Raw genomic sequence first — 16559 nt, forward strand, 5'->3', positions numbered from 1 at the left:
GGATCTCATGGAGAGCATCCTCATAGACCGCTCATATAGCTGATGTAGAATAGAGCGGCGGCAATCTGTTTCGAAAGTCATCCATGCCTTTTTCACCCCGGCGACGGCTTCTGAAGGAAGCGACCGCCGATGCTCATGCCGAACTTGATGCAGTGATCGGCGATTTTTCCTCTCCTGCCGCCTACCGCGCTTATTTGCTCGGAATGGCCCGTTTTCGGCTGCCATTGGAAGAGATGATTGCCCAACAGGCCCAGCGGGCACCCTTTGTCAGTTGGCCGGGCACCTGGAAGCCGGTCATGATCGGCAACGGGCTGCGTGCCGACCTGCAGACGCTTGAGCTGGAGGACGACCGTTGCCAGGCATCGGTTCCCCAGCCACAAAAGACCGAAGACTGGCTGGGCCTATTCTATGTGCTGGAAGGCTCCGCGCTTGGCGCAAAGCTTCTGGCAAAACGGGCCGCCCTGCTTGGTTACGGTCCCACCCATGGCGGGGCGCATCTTTTTGCCCAGGCCGGGAACTTTTCGAGCTGGCCCACGTTTTTACATCTTATGGAGGAACTGCGGGATCTCGATGAAGGGAAGCTCGTGGCCTTTGCCAATGCAACCTTTGCTTATGCCTACGCTGCCTTCGAAAGCCCCATGCATGCCTGCTACGCAGACCGTTGATCTCACCAATTGCGACCGCGAACCGATCCATATTCCCGGCAGTATCCAGCCGCATGGTTGCCTGCTGGCCTGCGATGCGGAAATGGCCGTTGTTCTGCGCCATTCTGCCAATGCCGGAGAGATGCTCGGCGTCAAAGGCGCGGTGAATGGTGAACAGGTGCATGTGCTTTTAGGTGACGACGCCACCCACGACCTGCGCAATGCTCTGGCGACGGCACCTGAAGCCTCACGCCCCGCCCTGCTTCCCAATCTGCGCCTCAGCTGCGGCCAGGTTTTCAACGTGAGTGTCCACCGCCAGCGCGCCACTGTGATCATTGAACTGGAACCAGCCAAGGGCGAACGCGATCCCTTGCAGCTGGCGCGGGAAATGATCGGGCGGATCAAGGATGTCGACCATATCGACAAACTGATCCGCACCTCCGCAAAGCTGGTGCGAGCGGTGCTCGGCTATGACCGGGTGATGATCTACCGCTTCGACAATGACGGCTCCGGCAAGGTGGTGAGCGAGGCCAAGTCGATGGAGCTGGAAAGCTTCCTTGGCCAATATTTCCCGGCATCCGACATTCCCCAGCAGGCCCGCAAGCTCTATATGCAAAATTCAATCCGGGTGATTTCCGATGCAAGCGGCCACAAGGTGGCAATCGAGCCGGAACTGGATGCCTCCGGTGAGCCGCTTGACCTGTCCTTTGCACATTTGCGCAGCGTTTCGCCCATTCACCTGGAATATCTGCGCAATATGGGGGTCGGCGCGTCGATGTCGATCTCGATCCTGTTGAATGGCGAACTTTGGGGCCTGATCGCCTGTCATCATTACCGCGCAAAGACCCTGTCCATGGCGCAACGGGTCGCCGCTGAATTGTTTGGCGAGTTTTTCTCCCTGACACTGCTTGCCCTGAAGCAGAAACACAAGCTTGACCTGGCCACTGGCACACGCCAATCGCTGGACCGCTTTCTGCACCTTGCCTCCCACCACGAAAATCTTGAGGCGCTGTTTGGCGAATGCCTGCCGGAATTCAGCAGCCTCGTGCCCTGCGATGGTGCGGGCCTTTGGATGAACGGGACCTGGACGGCCATTGGCACCTGTCCGCCGCCTGCCGAAATCGAACCGCTGATACGCTTCGTCAACAGCGTTGCCGATGGACAGACCTGGGCCAGTCACGCCTTGTCCCAATTTCTGCCCAGAGCCGAAAGCTATTATGAGACGGTGTCCGGCGCCATGGTCGTGCCGCTCTCGGAAATTCCCCGAGATTACCTGTTGTTTTTCCGCAAGGAACGGCTGCAAACCCTCAATTGGGCTGGCAATCCCGATAAATCCTATGAGATCGGGCCGCTGGGCGACCGGCTGACACCACGCAAGAGCTTCGCCATCTGGAAGGAAGCGGTCACAAAGCAATCGGACCATTGGAGCGAAAACGACAGGGAGGTCGCGGAAGCCATTCGCGCCGTCACCGTCAAAGTGGTGCTCCGGCATAACGAGTTGATGCAGGAAGAGCGCAACAAGGCCGACATCCGTCAACGCGTGCTGAATGAGGAATTGAACCACCGGGTCAAGAATATTCTGGCGGTGATCAAGTCGCTGATCGGCGTTCCGACGCGGCCGGAACACCAGTTGAGAGACTATGTCACCTCGCTGAAGGGCCGCGTCCACGCCCTGTCCCATGCCCATGACCAGGTGATTCGTGGCAGCGGCAGCGGCCAGTTGAGCGAACTGCTACAGGCCGAGCTTGGTCCTTACCGCACTGAGGGCACCACAATCTCGCTTGGTGGCCCGATGGTCGTGCTCGACAGCCGCGCCTATGCCGTCACGGCCCTGGTTATCCACGAGCTTGCCACCAATGCGGCGAAATACGGAGCACTCTCGCGCACTGGAGGCAAGCTCGACTTGACTTGGCGCTGGACGGGAGAGGGAGATTGTGAAATTCTGTGGACGGAAAGCGGCGGGCCAACGGTGACCGCGCCGACACGCCGGGGCTTTGGCTCCGCCTTGATAGACCGTAGCATTCCCTATGATCTCGGTGGTAAGAGCACCGTGAATTATAACCCACACGGCCTGAATGCGTATCTTTTGCTTCCTGCCCGTTTCCTGTCCGGTTCCGGACACGAGCCGGAAACCACACACGCCCCGCCCCCGGAGACAGAGACCAGATCCATGGCCAATATCGACAAAACCCTGCCGATCCTGCTGGTTGAAGACCAGATGCTGATTGCGATGGATGCCGAAATGATGCTGGGCGATGCCGGCTTTACCACTGTCATGACAGCAGGCTCCGTGCCGGAAGCTCTGGCGCAAATCAAGGTCACAGCCCCTGCCTTGGCCGTGCTCGACATCAACCTCGGCAATCATACCTCCGTGCCGGTGGCCCAGGAGCTGCACCAGCGGGGCATTCCCTTTCTGTTTGCCACCGGCTATGCCGAGCGGTCGATCATTCCGGAAGCCTTCGGCGACGTCACGATCATCAACAAGCCTTATGATGGAGAGGCGCTGGCCGATGCGGTGCTGAGCCTGTTGCGCCAACCGGACGCCACCACCAGCTAAAATAGAGAGAAGCGAAAGCCTGTCTGGTTCAATCAGAACCTGACAGGCTTTCGCGGATATCCCGGACTATCGTGCGTATCGAAACGATGCCTGTCAGCCAGCCGTGCTGTTGCGCAGCTTTTCCGCTTCGGCGTAGAATTTCTTTTCCCACTCATTGTGGTTGTCCAGCCCCTCGCGGATGAAAGGCGTGAAGATCGCCATGTTCATCAGCGCCCAATTGACCAGTCGGGCCGGGAATTTCAGCGGTTTGGCGAAATCGACGAACAGCACGACGCGGGTCTTGTCGGTGTGGTTCCAGGCTTCGTGCTCGTAGGCATCGTCGAAGATCAGCACCTTGCCCTCTTCCCAGTGGCAGATCTGGTCCTTGACGCGGATGGCGATCTGGTCGCGCGGTTCCGGCACGATCATCCCCAAATGCAGGCGCAGCACGCCGTTATAGGGACCGCGATGGGCGGGCAGATGCTTGCCGGGTTCGAAAATCGAAAACATCACCGTGGTCAGGCCGGGAATGGCCTGCATGGCCTTCCAGGTTTGCGGGCAGGCCTTGATATTGGCCTCGGACTTCACGCCAAAACCGAGAAGAAAGAAGGTCTTCCAGCGATTATCCGTGGAAATCGTCTTCACATCGGTGGAAATATCCTGAAAGCTCGGCAGCTCGCTCTGGCGCAGCAGGATCTGGTCCAGCTCGGCGCGAATGGCCGGATAGGCCTTTTCCACCTCTGCCACCCAGGGAAAGGTGGCATTGTCATAGACCGGCGGATTGCCAAGCTTGGCATATTTGAAATTCAGCTTTTCCGCCCAGGCGACGATACCCATAAAAAACCTGGTAATGCGGCTTGGCCGGTCCATAGGCTGAATGCCTGATGTGCCGAAGGTCTGTTCATTGTCCACACCGTTCGAAGGCTGAGAGGCTGGCATATCCATCGGTATCACTTTCTGATGCAACAATTCCGTACCGCGATGCCGATCACACCGGCGCAGGCGTTGAAAAACCCAAACGCCCGAAAAATGGAAAAATAGAGGCAAACCGGATTTCGTCCAGCCGCCACACCCCTGTCACCCGCATCTTCTCGAAGCACTGTCACAATTCCAGTTTCCTGCGCAATGGAAAAACAGCAGGAAGCGGCGCGAACATCGCCAAGCGCCCTTGCAAAACCCCCGGCTTGCCGTGACAGTATCCATCCATCCTGTTTCCCATCAGAAAGCGCCAGAATACCGGCATGGCCGCACGCCAACGCATCATTCCAGTCCGACGCCAATATAACCGCTGGGTGGCCGACCAGACGCTGGAAGATTATGCGCTGCGCTTTACCGCCAAAAGTGCCCGCCGGTTCTCCTCCAGCCGGATTTCCCAGACTGCCATCGGCGCGATTTCCTTTCTGGCGCTAGAGGCGATTGGCGGCACGATCACGCTATCCTATGGCACCACCAATGCGTTTTTCGCCATTCTGGTCGCTGCCGTTCTGATGCTGCTGGTTGGCCTGCCGATCAGCCGTTATGCGATCCGCGAAGGCGTCGATATCGATCTTCTGACCCGTGGCGCTGGCTTCGGTTATATCGGATCCACACTGACCTCGCTGATCTATGCCAGCTTCACCTTCATGCTGTTTGCCATCGAAGCCTCGATCATGACCGGGGCCTTGGCGCTGGCCTTCGGCATTCCGCCCTCAATCGGCTATATTATTTCGGCTGTTGTCGTCATTCCGCTGGTCACCTACGGCATCCAGCTGATCTCGAAATTCCAGCTTCTGACCCAGCCGATCTGGATCGTGCTGAATATCGCGCCCTTCGTGTTCATCGCCTTTCAGGACTGGGAAAAATTCGACCTCTGGCGCGCTTTTGCGGGCATTCACCAGTCCAATGCCGGAACGCAAAGTATCGCACCGTTTCGCCTCGCTGATTTCGGTGCCGCCTCCGCCGTCATCCTGGCGTTGATGCCACAGATTGGTGAGCAGGTGGATTTCCTGCGCTTCCTGCCACCGGAGGGCGGGCGCAAGCTGCATCATCGCTTCATGGTGTTTCTGGCTGGTGCCGGATGGGTGGTGCTGGGCGTGCCAAAGCTGCTGGCCGGTTCCTTCCTCGCGGTGCTGACGCTATCGACCGGCGTCACCTTAAGCGAGGCCGCCGATCCCGCCCATATGTATCTGGCCGCCTTCGGCTATATCCTGCCCAATCAGACGCTGGCCATGCTGCTGATGGTCGCCTTCGTGGTGGTGTCGCAGTTGAAGATCAACGTGATGAACGCCTATGCAGGGTCGCTCGCCTGGTCGAATTTCTTCTCCCGCCTCACCCATAGCCATCCAGGCCGGGTGGTCTGGCTGGTGTTCAATGTCGGCATCGCGCTGCTGTTGATGGAGCTTGGCATCTACCGGCTGCTGGAAGCGACGCTCGGGATTTTCTCAATCATCGCCATGGCCTGGCTCTGCACCATTTCCGCCGATCTGTTCATCAACAAGCGGTTGGGCCTTGCGCCTGAGGGTATCGAGTTCAAACGTGCCCATCTCTATGACATCAACCCAGTCGGCTGCGGCACGCTGCTGATTTCGGCCAGCCTGGCGCTGGCGGCGCATTTCGGCCTGTTCGGGCCGTTAATGGCCTCGCTCTCCACCTTCGTGACGCTGGTCGCCTTCCTGATTTCGCCGCTGATCGCCTGGGGGACCAAGGGCAAATTCTATCTGGCCCGCAAGCCGCGCCATGCCTGGAAAAACCTTGGCCATATCACCTGTTCGATCTGCGAACATCCGTTCGAGCCTGAAGATATGGCCTGGTGCCCGGCCTATGCCGCGCCGATTTGTTCGCTGTGCTGTTCGCTGGATAGCCGCTGCCATGACATGTGCAAGCCGAAGGCGCGGCTGAACACCCAGGTCGGCACCGTCGCCCGCACAGTCCTGCCCAGCACGGTGATTGAAAAGCTGACGACCCGGCTTGGCCGCTATGCGATGACCAGCATCGGGGCGATTTCGCTGGTGGGCGCGATCTTAGCGCTGATTGCCCATCAGGTCTCCGCCGCCTCACCCGAAACCGAACTGGTGGTCAATGCGACGGTGCTGATCGTGTTCTTCGTGTTTTCAGTGATTGCCTGCATCGCCACCTGGTTCTACGTGCTGGCCCATGACAGCCGATTGGTGGCGGAAGAGGAATCCTACCGCCAGAACAGCCTGCTGTTGAAGGAAATCGCTGCCCACCGCAAAACCGACGCCGCGCTTCAGACCGCCAAGGAAACGGCAGAAGCCGCCAACCGCGCCAAGAGCCGCTATGTGGTTGGCCTCAGCCATGAATTGCGCACCCCGCTCAACGCTGTGATGGGCTATGCGCAATTGCTGGAGCAGGACGACACCATTCCGGCTCCGCGCCAATCCGCCATCCGGGTGATCCGCCGCTCCGCCGACCATCTCTCCGGGCTGATCGACGGGCTGCTGGACATTTCCAAGATCGAGGCCGGACGGCTGCAAGTGTTTTCCGCCGAGCTGAATATCCATGATTTCCTCGACCAGATTATAGATATGCTGCGCCCGCAGGCAGAGGCCAAGGGCCTGACTTTCACGCACACCCGCGCCAAGAACCTGCCGCAATATGTGCGCGCCGACGAGAAGCGGCTGCGCCAGATTCTCGTCAACCTGCTGTCCAATGCCATCAAATTCACCGATGCCGGAACGGTCACATTCGACATCGCCTATCGCAGCCAGGTTGCCAGCTTCACCGTCACCGATACCGGGCGCGGCATTGCCGAGAAAGATCTGAGCCGGATCTACGAACCCTTCCAGCGCGGCGAGGCCGACACGATCCGTCCGATGCCGGGGCTGGGGCTGGGGCTGACCATCACCAAGCTGCTGACCAATACGCTGGGCGGCGAAATTGCGGTGGAGAGCGAAACGGACAAAGGCACGACCTTCCGGGTGCGGCTGATGCTGTCTTCCGTTGACCGGCCCAGCACCGCGCCCAAGGCGGAACGCAAGATCCTTTCCTATGACGGCCCGCGCCGCACCATCGTCGTCGTCGATGACAATGAGGACCACCGCGAACTGATGCGCGAGGCGCTTGCGCCCCTGGACTTCATCGTGCTGACCGCCACTGGCGGGCCGGATTGTCTGGCGCTGATTGAAGGTGTCAAACCCGACCTGTTCCTGGTCGATATTTCCATGCCCGGCATGAATGGCTGGCAATTGGTCGAGCGGCTGCGCGATGCGGGCCAGAGCGCGCCGATCCTGATGCTGTCGGCCAATATCGGCGATGGCGCGGTGCGCGAACCCGGCTCCGGCGGCCATAATGATGCTATCGCGAAGCCCGTGGACGTGAAAATGCTGCGCGACAAGCTGGCCCGCCACCTGAAACTGCGCTGGCTCTATGCCGAAGACATGGCCCCGCCCGCCCCTGCCTTGCCCGCAGGCACGCCACGCGATCCCGGCCTTGCCCACCGCGAGGACCTGCGCAAACTGGCCGAAATCGGCTATATCAGGGGCTTGGAAAACAAATTGCAGGAACTGGCCAAGACACCCGATATGCTGCCCTTCACCGAGGAGTTGCGCCCCTTCGTCCAGGCTTTCGACATGGCCGGGCTGATTGCCTGTCTTGATCGCTATCAGGAGGGCGCGGCATGAGCGTGCAGAGGCCATCGCCCAACCGCCAATCCATTGCCGGTCTTGCGCCGAGACATCCACCAGCCGATCTCCCCACCCGAGGGGGAGATGGCCAGCAGGTCAGAGGGGGGCGACTTGGTGTAAAGGCTTGTTTTATGCAACGCCTCACTCCGTGGTCTGGCTTCGCCCCCCTCATCTCCCTGCCGGGATCTTCTCCCCGAGGGGGAGAAGAGGAGTGCCGCCACCCTCCCGTCCGCTTTCTTTTTCTCCGCCCCTTGGACATCACAGACCATGGCTGAACCGACCTCCCCCCGCGACATCATCCTCCTTGTCGATGACAGCCCGGAAGCGCTGGGTTTTCTAACCGATGCGCTGGAACAGTCAGGCTTTTCCGTGCTGATTGCCACGTCCGGCCAAGGGGCGCTCGGCATTGTCGAGCGGATCAGCCCGGACCTGATCCTGCTGGATGCTGTGATGCCCGGCATGGACGGGTTCGAGACCTGCCGACAGATCAAGGCCAATCCGGCAGTGGCGCAGGTGCCTGTCATCTTCATGACAGGCCTTAGCGAAACCGAACATGTGGTGCATGCGTTGGAAGTCGGCGGCGTCGATTACCTGACCAAGCCGATCAATATCGATGAGCTGCGCGCCCGTATCCGTGTACATCTCGCCAATGCCCGGTCAGCGCAAAGCGCCCGTGTCGCGCTGGACGCCGCAGGTCGCCACCTGCTGGCCCTGCGCGCCGATGGCAGCCTGCTGTGGTCCACGCCGCAGGCCAGCCGCCTGATCACCACCGCCACCGGACGTGAAGACGGACTGGACACGGTGATCACGGCCATCGGCGACTGGATGCAGGCCCGCGCAGCCTCAACACCTGCCGCAAGCCCCGCCTCCCGCGACGCCTCCCTGACCTTTCCGCTTGAAAACCACCCTGCCCTGCAAATCGCCTATCTCGGCGCCATGGCCGCCGACGAATATCTGTTCCGCCTCAGCGCTGCCAACCGGCACCGAGAAGACGAACGGCTGCGCCAGGCCTTTGGCCTCACCCAGCGCGAATCCGAAGTCCTTCTCTGGATCGCCCGCGGCAAACCCAACCGCGACATCGGCGAAATCCTCGGCCTCGCCGCCCGCACGGTTAACAAGCATCTGGAGCAGATTTATGTGAAGCTTGGCGTGGAGAACCGGGCGTCAGCGGCGGTAAAGGCGGCGGCGGTGTTGCGGGTGGAGTGAAGGGCGCTTGCTCCAAGGTCCAAATCCCAAACCAAGAGCCTCCCCATGAACCGTTTCGTCATCCTCTCCGGTTGCTCTGGCGGCGGCAAATCCACTTTGCTCTCAGCCTTGGCTGCAAAAGGCTTTGCCACCATAGAAGAACCCGGCCGCCGCATTGTGGCAGAGGAACAGGCCGGAGATGGAAAGGCCTTGCCCTGGATCGACCTGGCAGCCTTCGCCCACCGTGCCATTGCCATGGCGCTGGAAGACCGGGAACGAGCGGCATCCCTCCCCGGCTGGGTGTTCTTCGACCGCAGCCTGATCGACGCCGCCGCCGCGCTGAAAGCTGCGACCGGCGATGAGAGACAATTAAACGCGCTCAAGCAGCAGCACCGCTACCACGCCCGCGTTTTTCTCACCCCGCCATGGCCGGAAATTTACCAGCAAGATGCGGAGCGTCAGCATGATCTGGCCGCGGCAGAGGAAGAATATCAGCGCCTGCTCGAAGTCTATCCGGCGCTGGGATATGAGGTGATTGTGTTGCCAAAGGTGAGCGTTGTGGAGCGCGTGGAATTTATCTTGGCAATGCTTGCGGGTTGATGGGGCCGCTGAACCTGACAAACGCAAGAGTACCGGGCTGAAAGATTAGAACCGGTTTTCGCTGACAACCAAGATCCTTTTCTCCCAACTGGACTTATACCAAGTCTCTGACATGCTGACGCATCCTCGACTTGAAAAATTGAAAATATCTCAAATGCATCAGAGGCTTGAGATATTTTCAAAGGGAATACGAAGAGTCATTTTCAATGACTCCGACTGCTGAGAAACCCCGCATTTTTCCTCGACGTCATGCTCGGCCTTGTGCCGGGCATCTAACCACGTTAATTTAATCCAATAATGTCAGCGCCTTATTCAACAACAGCAGACCCTCGGGACAGGCCCGAGGGTGACGAAATGCCGAGATCGGGGCCTGTCAACAAACTACGAAGAGTCATGTTCAATGAGTCTTCGTATTATTCTTTCGCATCCGGATTGGTGCTGTGGGCGTTTCGCTGGCTGGCGAGGAACTCTCGCCCGCGCCGAAGGGCAACCCCCGGATCGGACCCACGGTGATATTCCTCAAGGATGATCTGGGTGATCTGTTGCCGGATCTCGGCTTTGCCCAGATCGGCCGCGGAACGCTCTTGGGGATGGAGCGCCCGGCGGGCATCCTCCAGCCGGTGTTGAAGATTGGTGGCGGCGTCGAGCAGCATATGGTCCATCGTGTCGCCCGGCTCCGGCATATCCTCAGGTCTCAGTTCGAGGTGCTGCGGTGGCGAAACATGGTAAACCCCGGAATGGACCGGACCATCTTCCCGGATCTTCTGCCTGTAGCGCAGCAGCAGCGCCAGCACGGTCGCCACGAAAACCGGTGGCACAACGATAACAAGAGCTTTCACCCAGTCAGATGTCGATTGCCACGTATCAAAAAGATCAGCCCAGACATTATAATCCGCCATTGTCCACTCCTCCCACGCTGGAAAACGAGCGATCACCAGAGAACTGTCTCTGGTGATCGGGGAGTTCGTAAGCCGGTAAAAAAACGACCGCCCCGACCTTTAAGCCGAAGCTCTGGACATACGCCGAGGCCTCCCCGACCATAGAGAATGGTAGAGAGCGAACCGTATAGACACAGTTCACCGCCTCAGCCACAAACCTATGGCTGAGGGGTGTCTTTTTGACGATCGACACCGACCGCTCCTTAAGGGGTTACGATGCCCCAAGACCGGCTCGTTACAACCGATCTCATCCTTGTCTTAGCGCATAACGAGTGGGGAGGAAAAGAGGGAATTGGGGTGATTTTGAAGGGGGGGGAATTGTTCCTCCTGCTATTGTAGCGGAAAATCCACCCTGCTCTGGCGCTTCCTACCGACAATAAGCCCGGCCGCCCAATTGTGGCGCAAGTGGTGATTTCCTCCCATGGATCAACATGGCCGCCTTTGCCCAACGCGCCATCAACATGGCCCGGAAGACTGGAAACAAGCAGCGTCCCTTTCTGGCTAGGTTTTCTTCGACCGCAACCTGGCCGATGTCGCCGCGGCCCTCAAAGCCGCAATCGGCGATGACCGCCCGCTACGCGCCTTGAAAATCCAGAGGCGTGATTCTTTGCGCCTCGTATTTTGCCAACGCAGTTGCCACCTCTCGCTCACCCTCCAAAAATATTACGTCCGCATCCCCACGCTCAAGCGTACGTGGGAGAGCGGCCGCTAGCGTCTCAGCAGTGATTATAAGCACCCCAAGACGCTCTGCCTGCTCGATATCTCCTCGTATCTCTGATCGTTTCTTGGATGTTACAATTACCGGCAAGACCTTTAAGTGCTGATTGTTTGACGCCTCGAGTCTGCTGCGGACAATTTCGGACCGTTCAATCAAAAGTGGAAGTTTATTATCCGTCTTCAGCGGGCCAGTGGTGCATTCGATGACCGCAAAATGACCTTGAGGCGTCGTCGCGATTAGGTCCGGAGCCTCTTGCAATTTTGGGGTTTGGCCTAGATTGGTAACGCTGAATCCCAACATCCACAGTAGCCATGCCACACCTGATTCCAGATCACGAGCATTACCTTTTCCGGGCTGCTTCGCCAAAAAGTCAGCAATACTAGCTAATTCCCGATCGAACGCTTCGTATGAAGCACGGCGTGGGTTTTGCGCCATACTCGGATCCGCAATCCACCCTTGATGATAGACTATACCGGAATATGATGCGTAAGCTTGGACGACGGCAGCTCTCGGAACCTGAATTTTTGTACTCCCCCGACGCATACCATCTGTTCCAACTTCCCATTTCATGGACTCACCAGAAACAACGTCTCGTTTTACAACATTTCCCCCCATAACTCTGTAGGTTATACCCGCCTTGGCAGGATCACAGGCGGGCGACATTCTCACTGCGATTTCACACTCGGTGCCTGTTACCAAAGTCGAAAGGTCTACTGCTATAATTTCGAGAGCAACGGCCTCAATTGCTATAACGTCTGACCGCAAAGTTCCCACGCGATAATGGTTCATCAGCTCTTGAAGACCATCATATGGAACGGTCGCGCCCTTTAATTCCCAATCCAGTTCTGGCTGTAGTTGTTGGAGTTCAGCTTTACCTCCCAAGATCGTCAGGACTCCGATGCGCCGGTTCGGCATTCCGTCAGTGTGGAATGGCTGATAATACCCGCCATATCGACCTGAGGAACTGCTAAACTGGATATTGCCTTGGGGGGTGCGGACTACACCGCTTAGTGCTCCCGCCAGGAAATCCTCAGGACTGATATCAATTTCACTCAACCGGAAATGACCTGCCATTACCCGTTTAAAAGAGAACGAGCCGAGCGGAGCAAACGGCGTTGTCGCGCCGAAAATAAGTCTGGCTTGTAGCAGTTCAAATCCTGTTGCCGTTTCCAATGCCACGTAGCAAAAACTGGGATGCTCAATGGCATCTCCCCAATCCTTGATTGACGCGAAGAATGCCTCTACCGACTCATTTAAATCCATTTCCCCCCCGAGTTGTGGATCGCAGTATCGCGTTGCTAATAAAACAATGTGCTCATGGTACCAGCGACAATACGCACATCAAAGTAGAAAGCAACTTAAGGAGCACGTTTACAAGTACTGCACTCACAACTGGATACAAAAAGGCGCAAAAGCGATGCCTTTGCGCCAAAATGTCGGTCGAGCTATAGTCTGAATATCAAGCCGCCAGCGCTTGCGCATCCCGTGGAATTTCCACGTCGATCTCCAAAATCGACACATGCTCGTCACGGTCCACCTTGATGCGGACCTTGTCGGCATCAACCTGGACGTGCTTGGAAATCACGGCCAGGATTTCCTCGCGCAGGATGGCGACGAGGTCGGAGCCTTGGGCGGCGCGTTCGTGGGCGAGCAGGACTTGCAGCCGTTCCCGCGCCATCGGCGCCGAGGTTGGTCTGCGGAACAGGTTGAAGATGCTCATGCGGCCCTCCGTGCGAAAATCTTGCCGAACAGGCCGCGCTTTTCCTCGGGCATGGAGACCGGAATTTCCTCACCAGCCAGCCGGCGGGCGGCTTCGAAATAGGCCTGGGCAGGAAGGCTCTTGGCATCGGCCAGCGTCACCGGCGCACCGATATTGGAGGCTTTCAGCACGTCCATGCTTTCCGGGATAATGCCGAGCAGCGGGATGGAGAGGATTTCCAAGACGTCCTCGACCTTTAGCATATCGCCGCGCTGGGCGCGAACGGCATCGTAGCGGGTCAGCAGCAGGTGCTTTTCCATCCGCTCGCCACGCTCGGCCTTCAGGGTCTTTGAATCCAACAGGCCAATGATCCGGTCCGAATCGCGTACCGAAGACACTTCCGGATTGGTGACGACAACAGCGACATCGGCGTGGCGCATGGCCAGCGTCGCACCGCGTTCAATCCCGGCCGGGCTATCGCAGATCACCCAGTCGAAGTGCTTTTTCAGCTCGGTAATCACCCATTCCACGCCTTCCGGCGTCAGATTGTCCTTGTCGCGGGTCTGCGAGGCCGGTAGCAGGTAGAGTGTATCGACCCGCTTGTCGCGGATCAGCGCCTGCGGCAGCTTGGCATCGCCCTGGATGACATTGACGAGATCGTAGACCACCCGGCGCTCGGCACCCATGACCAGATCGAGATTGCGCAGACCGACATCAAAATCGATGACGACAACCTTGTCGCCGCGCTGGGCAAGTGCCGCACCAAGGGCAGCCGTGGAGGTCGTCTTGCCGACGCCGCCCTTGCCTGATGTCACAACGATGACCTTCCCCATTTCATTCTCCTGTCTTTCGCCGCACGCGGCACAAGCTTCGGGTCGCGCTGGACCAAATTTCCAGCGTATTAAACGTCAACTTTAACCAGCGGAGTCGGCGTCAAGCTGACTTGCCCGCGGTTCAAACCAGCATCAGGCCATTTTTTCAGCCTTGATGACATCGTCTTCCAACCAAAGCTGGACGGGCTTGCCCAGCAATTCCGGCGGCATGTCCTCCGCCATCTTGTAGATCCCGTCGATGGCCAGCAGCTCGGCCTCCATCTTGCGACAGAAAATCCGCGCCGATGCATTGCCAACCGATCCCGCCATCGCCCGGCCACGCAAGGCTCCGTAGATATGGATAGACCCACCGGCAATGATTTCGGCGCCTGAGGCAACCGAACCGATCACTGTGACATCGCCTTCGGTGAAAATCACCGACTGGCCAGAGCGCACCGGCTCACGCAGCAGCAAGGATTGCACTACGGAGCGGGCCTGCGGCGCAGTTATCATCGCCTGGGGAGAGTCAGTCTCCCCAATCTCGTCACTCTTGCCGGAGGCTTTGGTGGCTTTGCCAGTCTTTTTTTTCTCTTCCGCTGGTGGTGATTCAGGCTCGACCTTCGGCACGTCCACATCGGACACCGGACGGCCACCCTTCAGGATCGGCGGCATACCACGTTCCACCATCGAAGGACGCGCGCCCTCCAGACCCATGATGCTGACATTGCGGCTGGACAGTTCGGCGATCAGGGCCTTCAGCTCATCCCGGCTGATTGCCAGTTCCGCCACATCGAGAACCACCGGACGGCCAAGGAAGAACCCAGCCGAGCGCGAGGCCAGATCGTCCAGCCTTTCCAGCCAGTTATCGACTGGCAGGTCCGGCGACAGTACCACCGCCAGAAACGAACGGCCTTTGATGCGGATTGAGCGGGGTTCTGTTAGCACTTCGGTCATCTTTATGAACAAATCGTTGACTTGGTTTACGGCTGATTTGGTTAACAAAAGGTTAACGCGGCTCTTCAATCCGTTAAGACAAACGATATTGATGATGCTAATTGGTTATAATATTCAAATCGTTAGAAAATTAATTTTGCGGTTGCGCGCAAACACCACTGAAGCGTGCAATGCAAAAAGCCCGGCGCAAGGCCGGGCTCTCGTCTCCACTGGCAATGCCAGCAGAAATCAGTTTTCGAAGTAGGAATACTTGCCGTCAGGGCCTTTCTTCCAAGTGTACATCACGTAGTCGGGACGGGTGATGTCGCCCTTGGCGTCAAAGCCGATCGAGCCGATAACGGTCGTGAACGGACCCTTGGCCTTCATGGTTTCAGCAACCTTTTCCGCATCGGTGGAACCCGCAGCCTTGGCAGCCTCTGCAATGATCTGCAGGGCGGCGTAGGAATACAGCGTATAGGCTTCCGGCTCAAAGCCAGCGTCACGGAATTTCTTGACCGCGTCCTTGGCGTTCGGGTTGTTACGCGGATCCGGCGGGAAGGTCATCAGCGTACCATTGACGGCATCGCCAGCAATCGAGGCCAGTTCGTTGGAGGTGATACCGTCGCCCGACATCAGGGTCGCCTTGACGCCCTGGTCAGCCATCTGACGCAGGATCAGGCCAGCTTCCGTGTGCAGACCGCCGAAGTAAACCACGCCAACGCCGGCTTCCTTCATCTTGGCGATCAGGGCCGAATAGTCCTTTTCACCGGGAGTGATGCCTTCGTAGATGACTTCCTTGACGCCCAGACCGTTCATGGCCTTCTTGGTTTCGTCGGCAAGGCCCTGACCGTAAGGGGTCTTGTCATGAATGACGGCAACCTTCACGCCCTTGAACTTTTCAGCAATGTATTTGCCGGCAACCGCGCCCTGCTGGTCATCGCGACCGCAGGTGCGGAACGTGTTCCACATGCCGCGCTCGGTGAATTTCGGATTTGTCGAGGCTGGCGTGATCTGCAGAATGCCATTTTCGGCATACACGTCAGAAGCCGGGATCGATACGCCCGAGTTGAAGTGGCCGATCACGTATTTCACGCCGTCGGCGACGAATTTGTTGGCGACGGAAACGCCCTGCTTGGCATCCGACACGTCGTCGCCGAGCACGATCTTGATCTTTTCGCCATTGATGCCGCCAGCTGCGTTGATATCGGCAGCGGCCTGTTCGGCACCCTTCTGGAGCTGTGCGCCGAAAGCAGCGTTCGGGCCTGTCAGGGGACCGCCGACACCGACGATGATGTCAGCCCAGGCGGTGCCGCTGAAGGCAACCATGGCTGTCAGCGCCACGGCTGAAAGAAGCGACTTCTTCATTCTGATACTCCCAGTTTTTAGGGCGGGCTTATTTCGATCCCCCGCGCAACACCCACCTAGATTGCGCCGGAAAACTCTTCCACTCTTTATTATTGCAATTTCCCCGGCCATCAGAGGCGAGAAAGACGGTGCTGTCAATCTTTCTTCTTCCAGGAAAGCGGGGAAGTTTTTTCATAGAGCCAGTAATAGTTACCGGCCATCTGGCGGGTGCGTCGTTGGCGGAAACCGACCATCGAAAACACCAGCAAAACGACAAAATCCATCGCGTAAAGACCGAGATCCAGCATCGGCCCTGCGAACAGGGCATGATGGAGAAAACGCATGACCAGCGCCAGCAGCAGCGTGTAGATCACCACCCGGCCATAGCCTTCCCAGTTTTCGGCAACGGCCTTGCCGGTGCGCCATGCGGTCCAGAAACCGAGCAGCACCACGAGAAAACGCAGCACCATCCGCACCTGGTCATCCGTATCGAAAAACAAACCCTGCATGTCTTTTCCCCTCCGGGGT

At 58.2% G+C, this 16559-nt stretch carries 13 protein-coding genes; 5 read left to right on the forward strand and 8 right to left on the reverse strand.

The genetic code is table 11. The features are described 5' to 3' along the window. The first annotated feature begins 83 nt into the window (after positions 1-83). Both AVCG78_RS11570 and AVCG78_RS11575 read left to right on the forward strand, forming a co-directional pair. Entirely contained in the window at positions 84-665 is a 582-nt protein-coding gene (locus tag AVCG78_RS11570) for a biliverdin-producing heme oxygenase (protein ID WP_071204954.1), read from the forward strand. Beyond that, positions 643-3201 carry an HWE histidine kinase domain-containing protein gene (locus AVCG78_RS11575; protein ID WP_071204956.1) on the forward strand — a complete coding sequence of 853 codons (2559 nt, stop codon included), beginning with the start codon at positions 643-645 and terminating at the stop codon, positions 3199-3201. Before AVCG78_RS11570 ends, AVCG78_RS11575 begins: the two co-directional genes overlap by 23 nt. 93 nt (positions 3202-3294) lie before the next feature. Here AVCG78_RS11575 and AVCG78_RS11580 read toward each other — a convergent pair whose 3' ends face one another. Continuing rightward, positions 3295-4125 carry an ornithine lipid ester-linked acyl 2-hydroxylase OlsC gene (locus AVCG78_RS11580; RefSeq protein ID WP_081355347.1) on the reverse strand — a complete coding sequence of 277 codons (831 nt, stop codon included), beginning with the start codon at positions 4123-4125 and terminating at the stop codon, positions 3295-3297. A gap of 296 nt (positions 4126-4421) precedes the next feature. On the opposite strand from AVCG78_RS11580, the gene AVCG78_RS11585 reads away from it, so the two are divergent. The 3 genes from AVCG78_RS11585 to AVCG78_RS11595 all read left to right on the forward strand — a co-directional run bounded on the left by AVCG78_RS11585 (position 4422) and on the right by AVCG78_RS11595 (position 9587). Next, entirely contained in the window at positions 4422-7799 is a 3378-nt protein-coding gene (locus AVCG78_RS11585; protein WP_071584756.1) for a hybrid sensor histidine kinase/response regulator, read from the forward strand. 270 nt (positions 7800-8069) lie between these two features. After that, positions 8070-9008 carry a response regulator gene (locus AVCG78_RS11590; protein ID WP_156582841.1) on the forward strand — a complete coding sequence of 313 codons (939 nt, stop codon included), beginning with the start codon at positions 8070-8072 and terminating at the stop codon, positions 9006-9008. Positions 9009-9053: 45 nt separating this feature from the next. Continuing rightward, a complete protein-coding gene (locus AVCG78_RS11595; protein ID WP_071207377.1) occupies positions 9054-9587 on the forward strand; it encodes an AAA family ATPase in 534 nt (177 codons plus the stop codon). 413 nt (positions 9588-10000) lie between these two features. Here AVCG78_RS11595 and AVCG78_RS11600 read toward each other — a convergent pair whose 3' ends face one another. From AVCG78_RS11600 to AVCG78_RS11630, 7 genes are all read right to left on the reverse strand, one after another. Then, positions 10001-10486 (reverse strand): hypothetical protein, encoded by a 486-nt coding sequence (locus AVCG78_RS11600; RefSeq protein WP_071207379.1) that lies wholly within the window; start codon positions 10484-10486, stop codon positions 10001-10003. Between the two features lie 613 nt (positions 10487-11099). Further along, positions 11100-12506, reverse strand: a complete 1407-nt coding sequence (locus tag AVCG78_RS11605) for a hypothetical protein (protein WP_071584753.1) — start codon at positions 12504-12506, stop codon at positions 11100-11102. 196 nt (positions 12507-12702) lie between these two features. Further along, entirely contained in the window at positions 12703-12963 is a 261-nt protein-coding gene (minE, locus tag AVCG78_RS11610; RefSeq protein WP_015916929.1) for a cell division topological specificity factor MinE, read from the reverse strand. Beyond that, complete coding sequence (gene minD, locus AVCG78_RS11615; protein WP_015916930.1) at positions 12960-13775, reverse strand: septum site-determining protein MinD; 816 nt, start codon at positions 13773-13775, stop codon at positions 12960-12962. The genes minE and minD overlap by 4 nt, the downstream gene beginning before the upstream one ends. A 132-nt stretch (positions 13776-13907) precedes the next feature. Further along, positions 13908-14708 (reverse strand): septum site-determining protein MinC, encoded by an 801-nt coding sequence (gene minC, locus AVCG78_RS11620; protein WP_015916931.1) that lies wholly within the window; start codon positions 14706-14708, stop codon positions 13908-13910. Between the two features lie 228 nt (positions 14709-14936). Next, positions 14937-16052, reverse strand: a complete 1116-nt coding sequence (locus AVCG78_RS11625) for a branched-chain amino acid ABC transporter substrate-binding protein (protein ID WP_070166572.1) — start codon at positions 16050-16052, stop codon at positions 14937-14939. A 134-nt stretch (positions 16053-16186) separates the two neighbouring features. Continuing rightward, a complete protein-coding gene (locus AVCG78_RS11630; RefSeq protein ID WP_015916933.1) occupies positions 16187-16540 on the reverse strand; it encodes a DUF6867 family protein in 354 nt (117 codons plus the stop codon). Between the last annotated feature and the right edge of the window lie 19 nt (positions 16541-16559).

Source organism: Gillisella vitis (assembly GCF_021559775.1).
GTDB classification, from domain to species: domain Bacteria; phylum Pseudomonadota; class Alphaproteobacteria; order Rhizobiales; family Rhizobiaceae; genus Allorhizobium; species Allorhizobium ampelinum.

What these genes read in the sequence shown, in the direction of transcription:
- AVCG78_RS11570 (WP_071204954.1), top strand. Translation starts at nt 84, where the DNA reads ATGCCTTTTTCACCCCGGCGACGGCTTCTGAAGGAAGCGACCGCCGAT.
- AVCG78_RS11575 (WP_071204956.1), top strand. Translation starts at nt 643, where the DNA reads ATGCCTGCTACGCAGACCGTTGATCTCACCAATTGCGACCGCGAACCG.
- minC (WP_015916931.1), bottom strand. Translation starts at nt 14,708, where the DNA reads ATGACCGAAGTGCTAACAGAACCCCGCTCAATCCGCATCAAAGGCCGT.
- AVCG78_RS11585 (WP_071584756.1), top strand. Translation starts at nt 4,422, where the DNA reads ATGGCCGCACGCCAACGCATCATTCCAGTCCGACGCCAATATAACCGC.
- AVCG78_RS11600 (WP_071207379.1), bottom strand. Translation starts at nt 10,486, where the DNA reads ATGGCGGATTATAATGTCTGGGCTGATCTTTTTGATACGTGGCAATCG.
- AVCG78_RS11580 (WP_081355347.1), bottom strand. Translation starts at nt 4,125, where the DNA reads ATGGATATGCCAGCCTCTCAGCCTTCGAACGGTGTGGACAATGAACAG.
- AVCG78_RS11625 (WP_070166572.1), bottom strand. Translation starts at nt 16,052, where the DNA reads ATGAAGAAGTCGCTTCTTTCAGCCGTGGCGCTGACAGCCATGGTTGCC.
- AVCG78_RS11595 (WP_071207377.1), top strand. Translation starts at nt 9,054, where the DNA reads ATGAACCGTTTCGTCATCCTCTCCGGTTGCTCTGGCGGCGGCAAATCC.
- AVCG78_RS11630 (WP_015916933.1), bottom strand. Translation starts at nt 16,540, where the DNA reads ATGCAGGGTTTGTTTTTCGATACGGATGACCAGGTGCGGATGGTGCTG.
- minD (WP_015916930.1), bottom strand. Translation starts at nt 13,775, where the DNA reads ATGGGGAAGGTCATCGTTGTGACATCAGGCAAGGGCGGCGTCGGCAAG.
- AVCG78_RS11605 (WP_071584753.1), bottom strand. Translation starts at nt 12,506, where the DNA reads ATGGATTTAAATGAGTCGGTAGAGGCATTCTTCGCGTCAATCAAGGAT.
- AVCG78_RS11590 (WP_156582841.1), top strand. Translation starts at nt 8,070, where the DNA reads ATGGCTGAACCGACCTCCCCCCGCGACATCATCCTCCTTGTCGATGAC.
- minE (WP_015916929.1), bottom strand. Translation starts at nt 12,963, where the DNA reads ATGAGCATCTTCAACCTGTTCCGCAGACCAACCTCGGCGCCGATGGCG.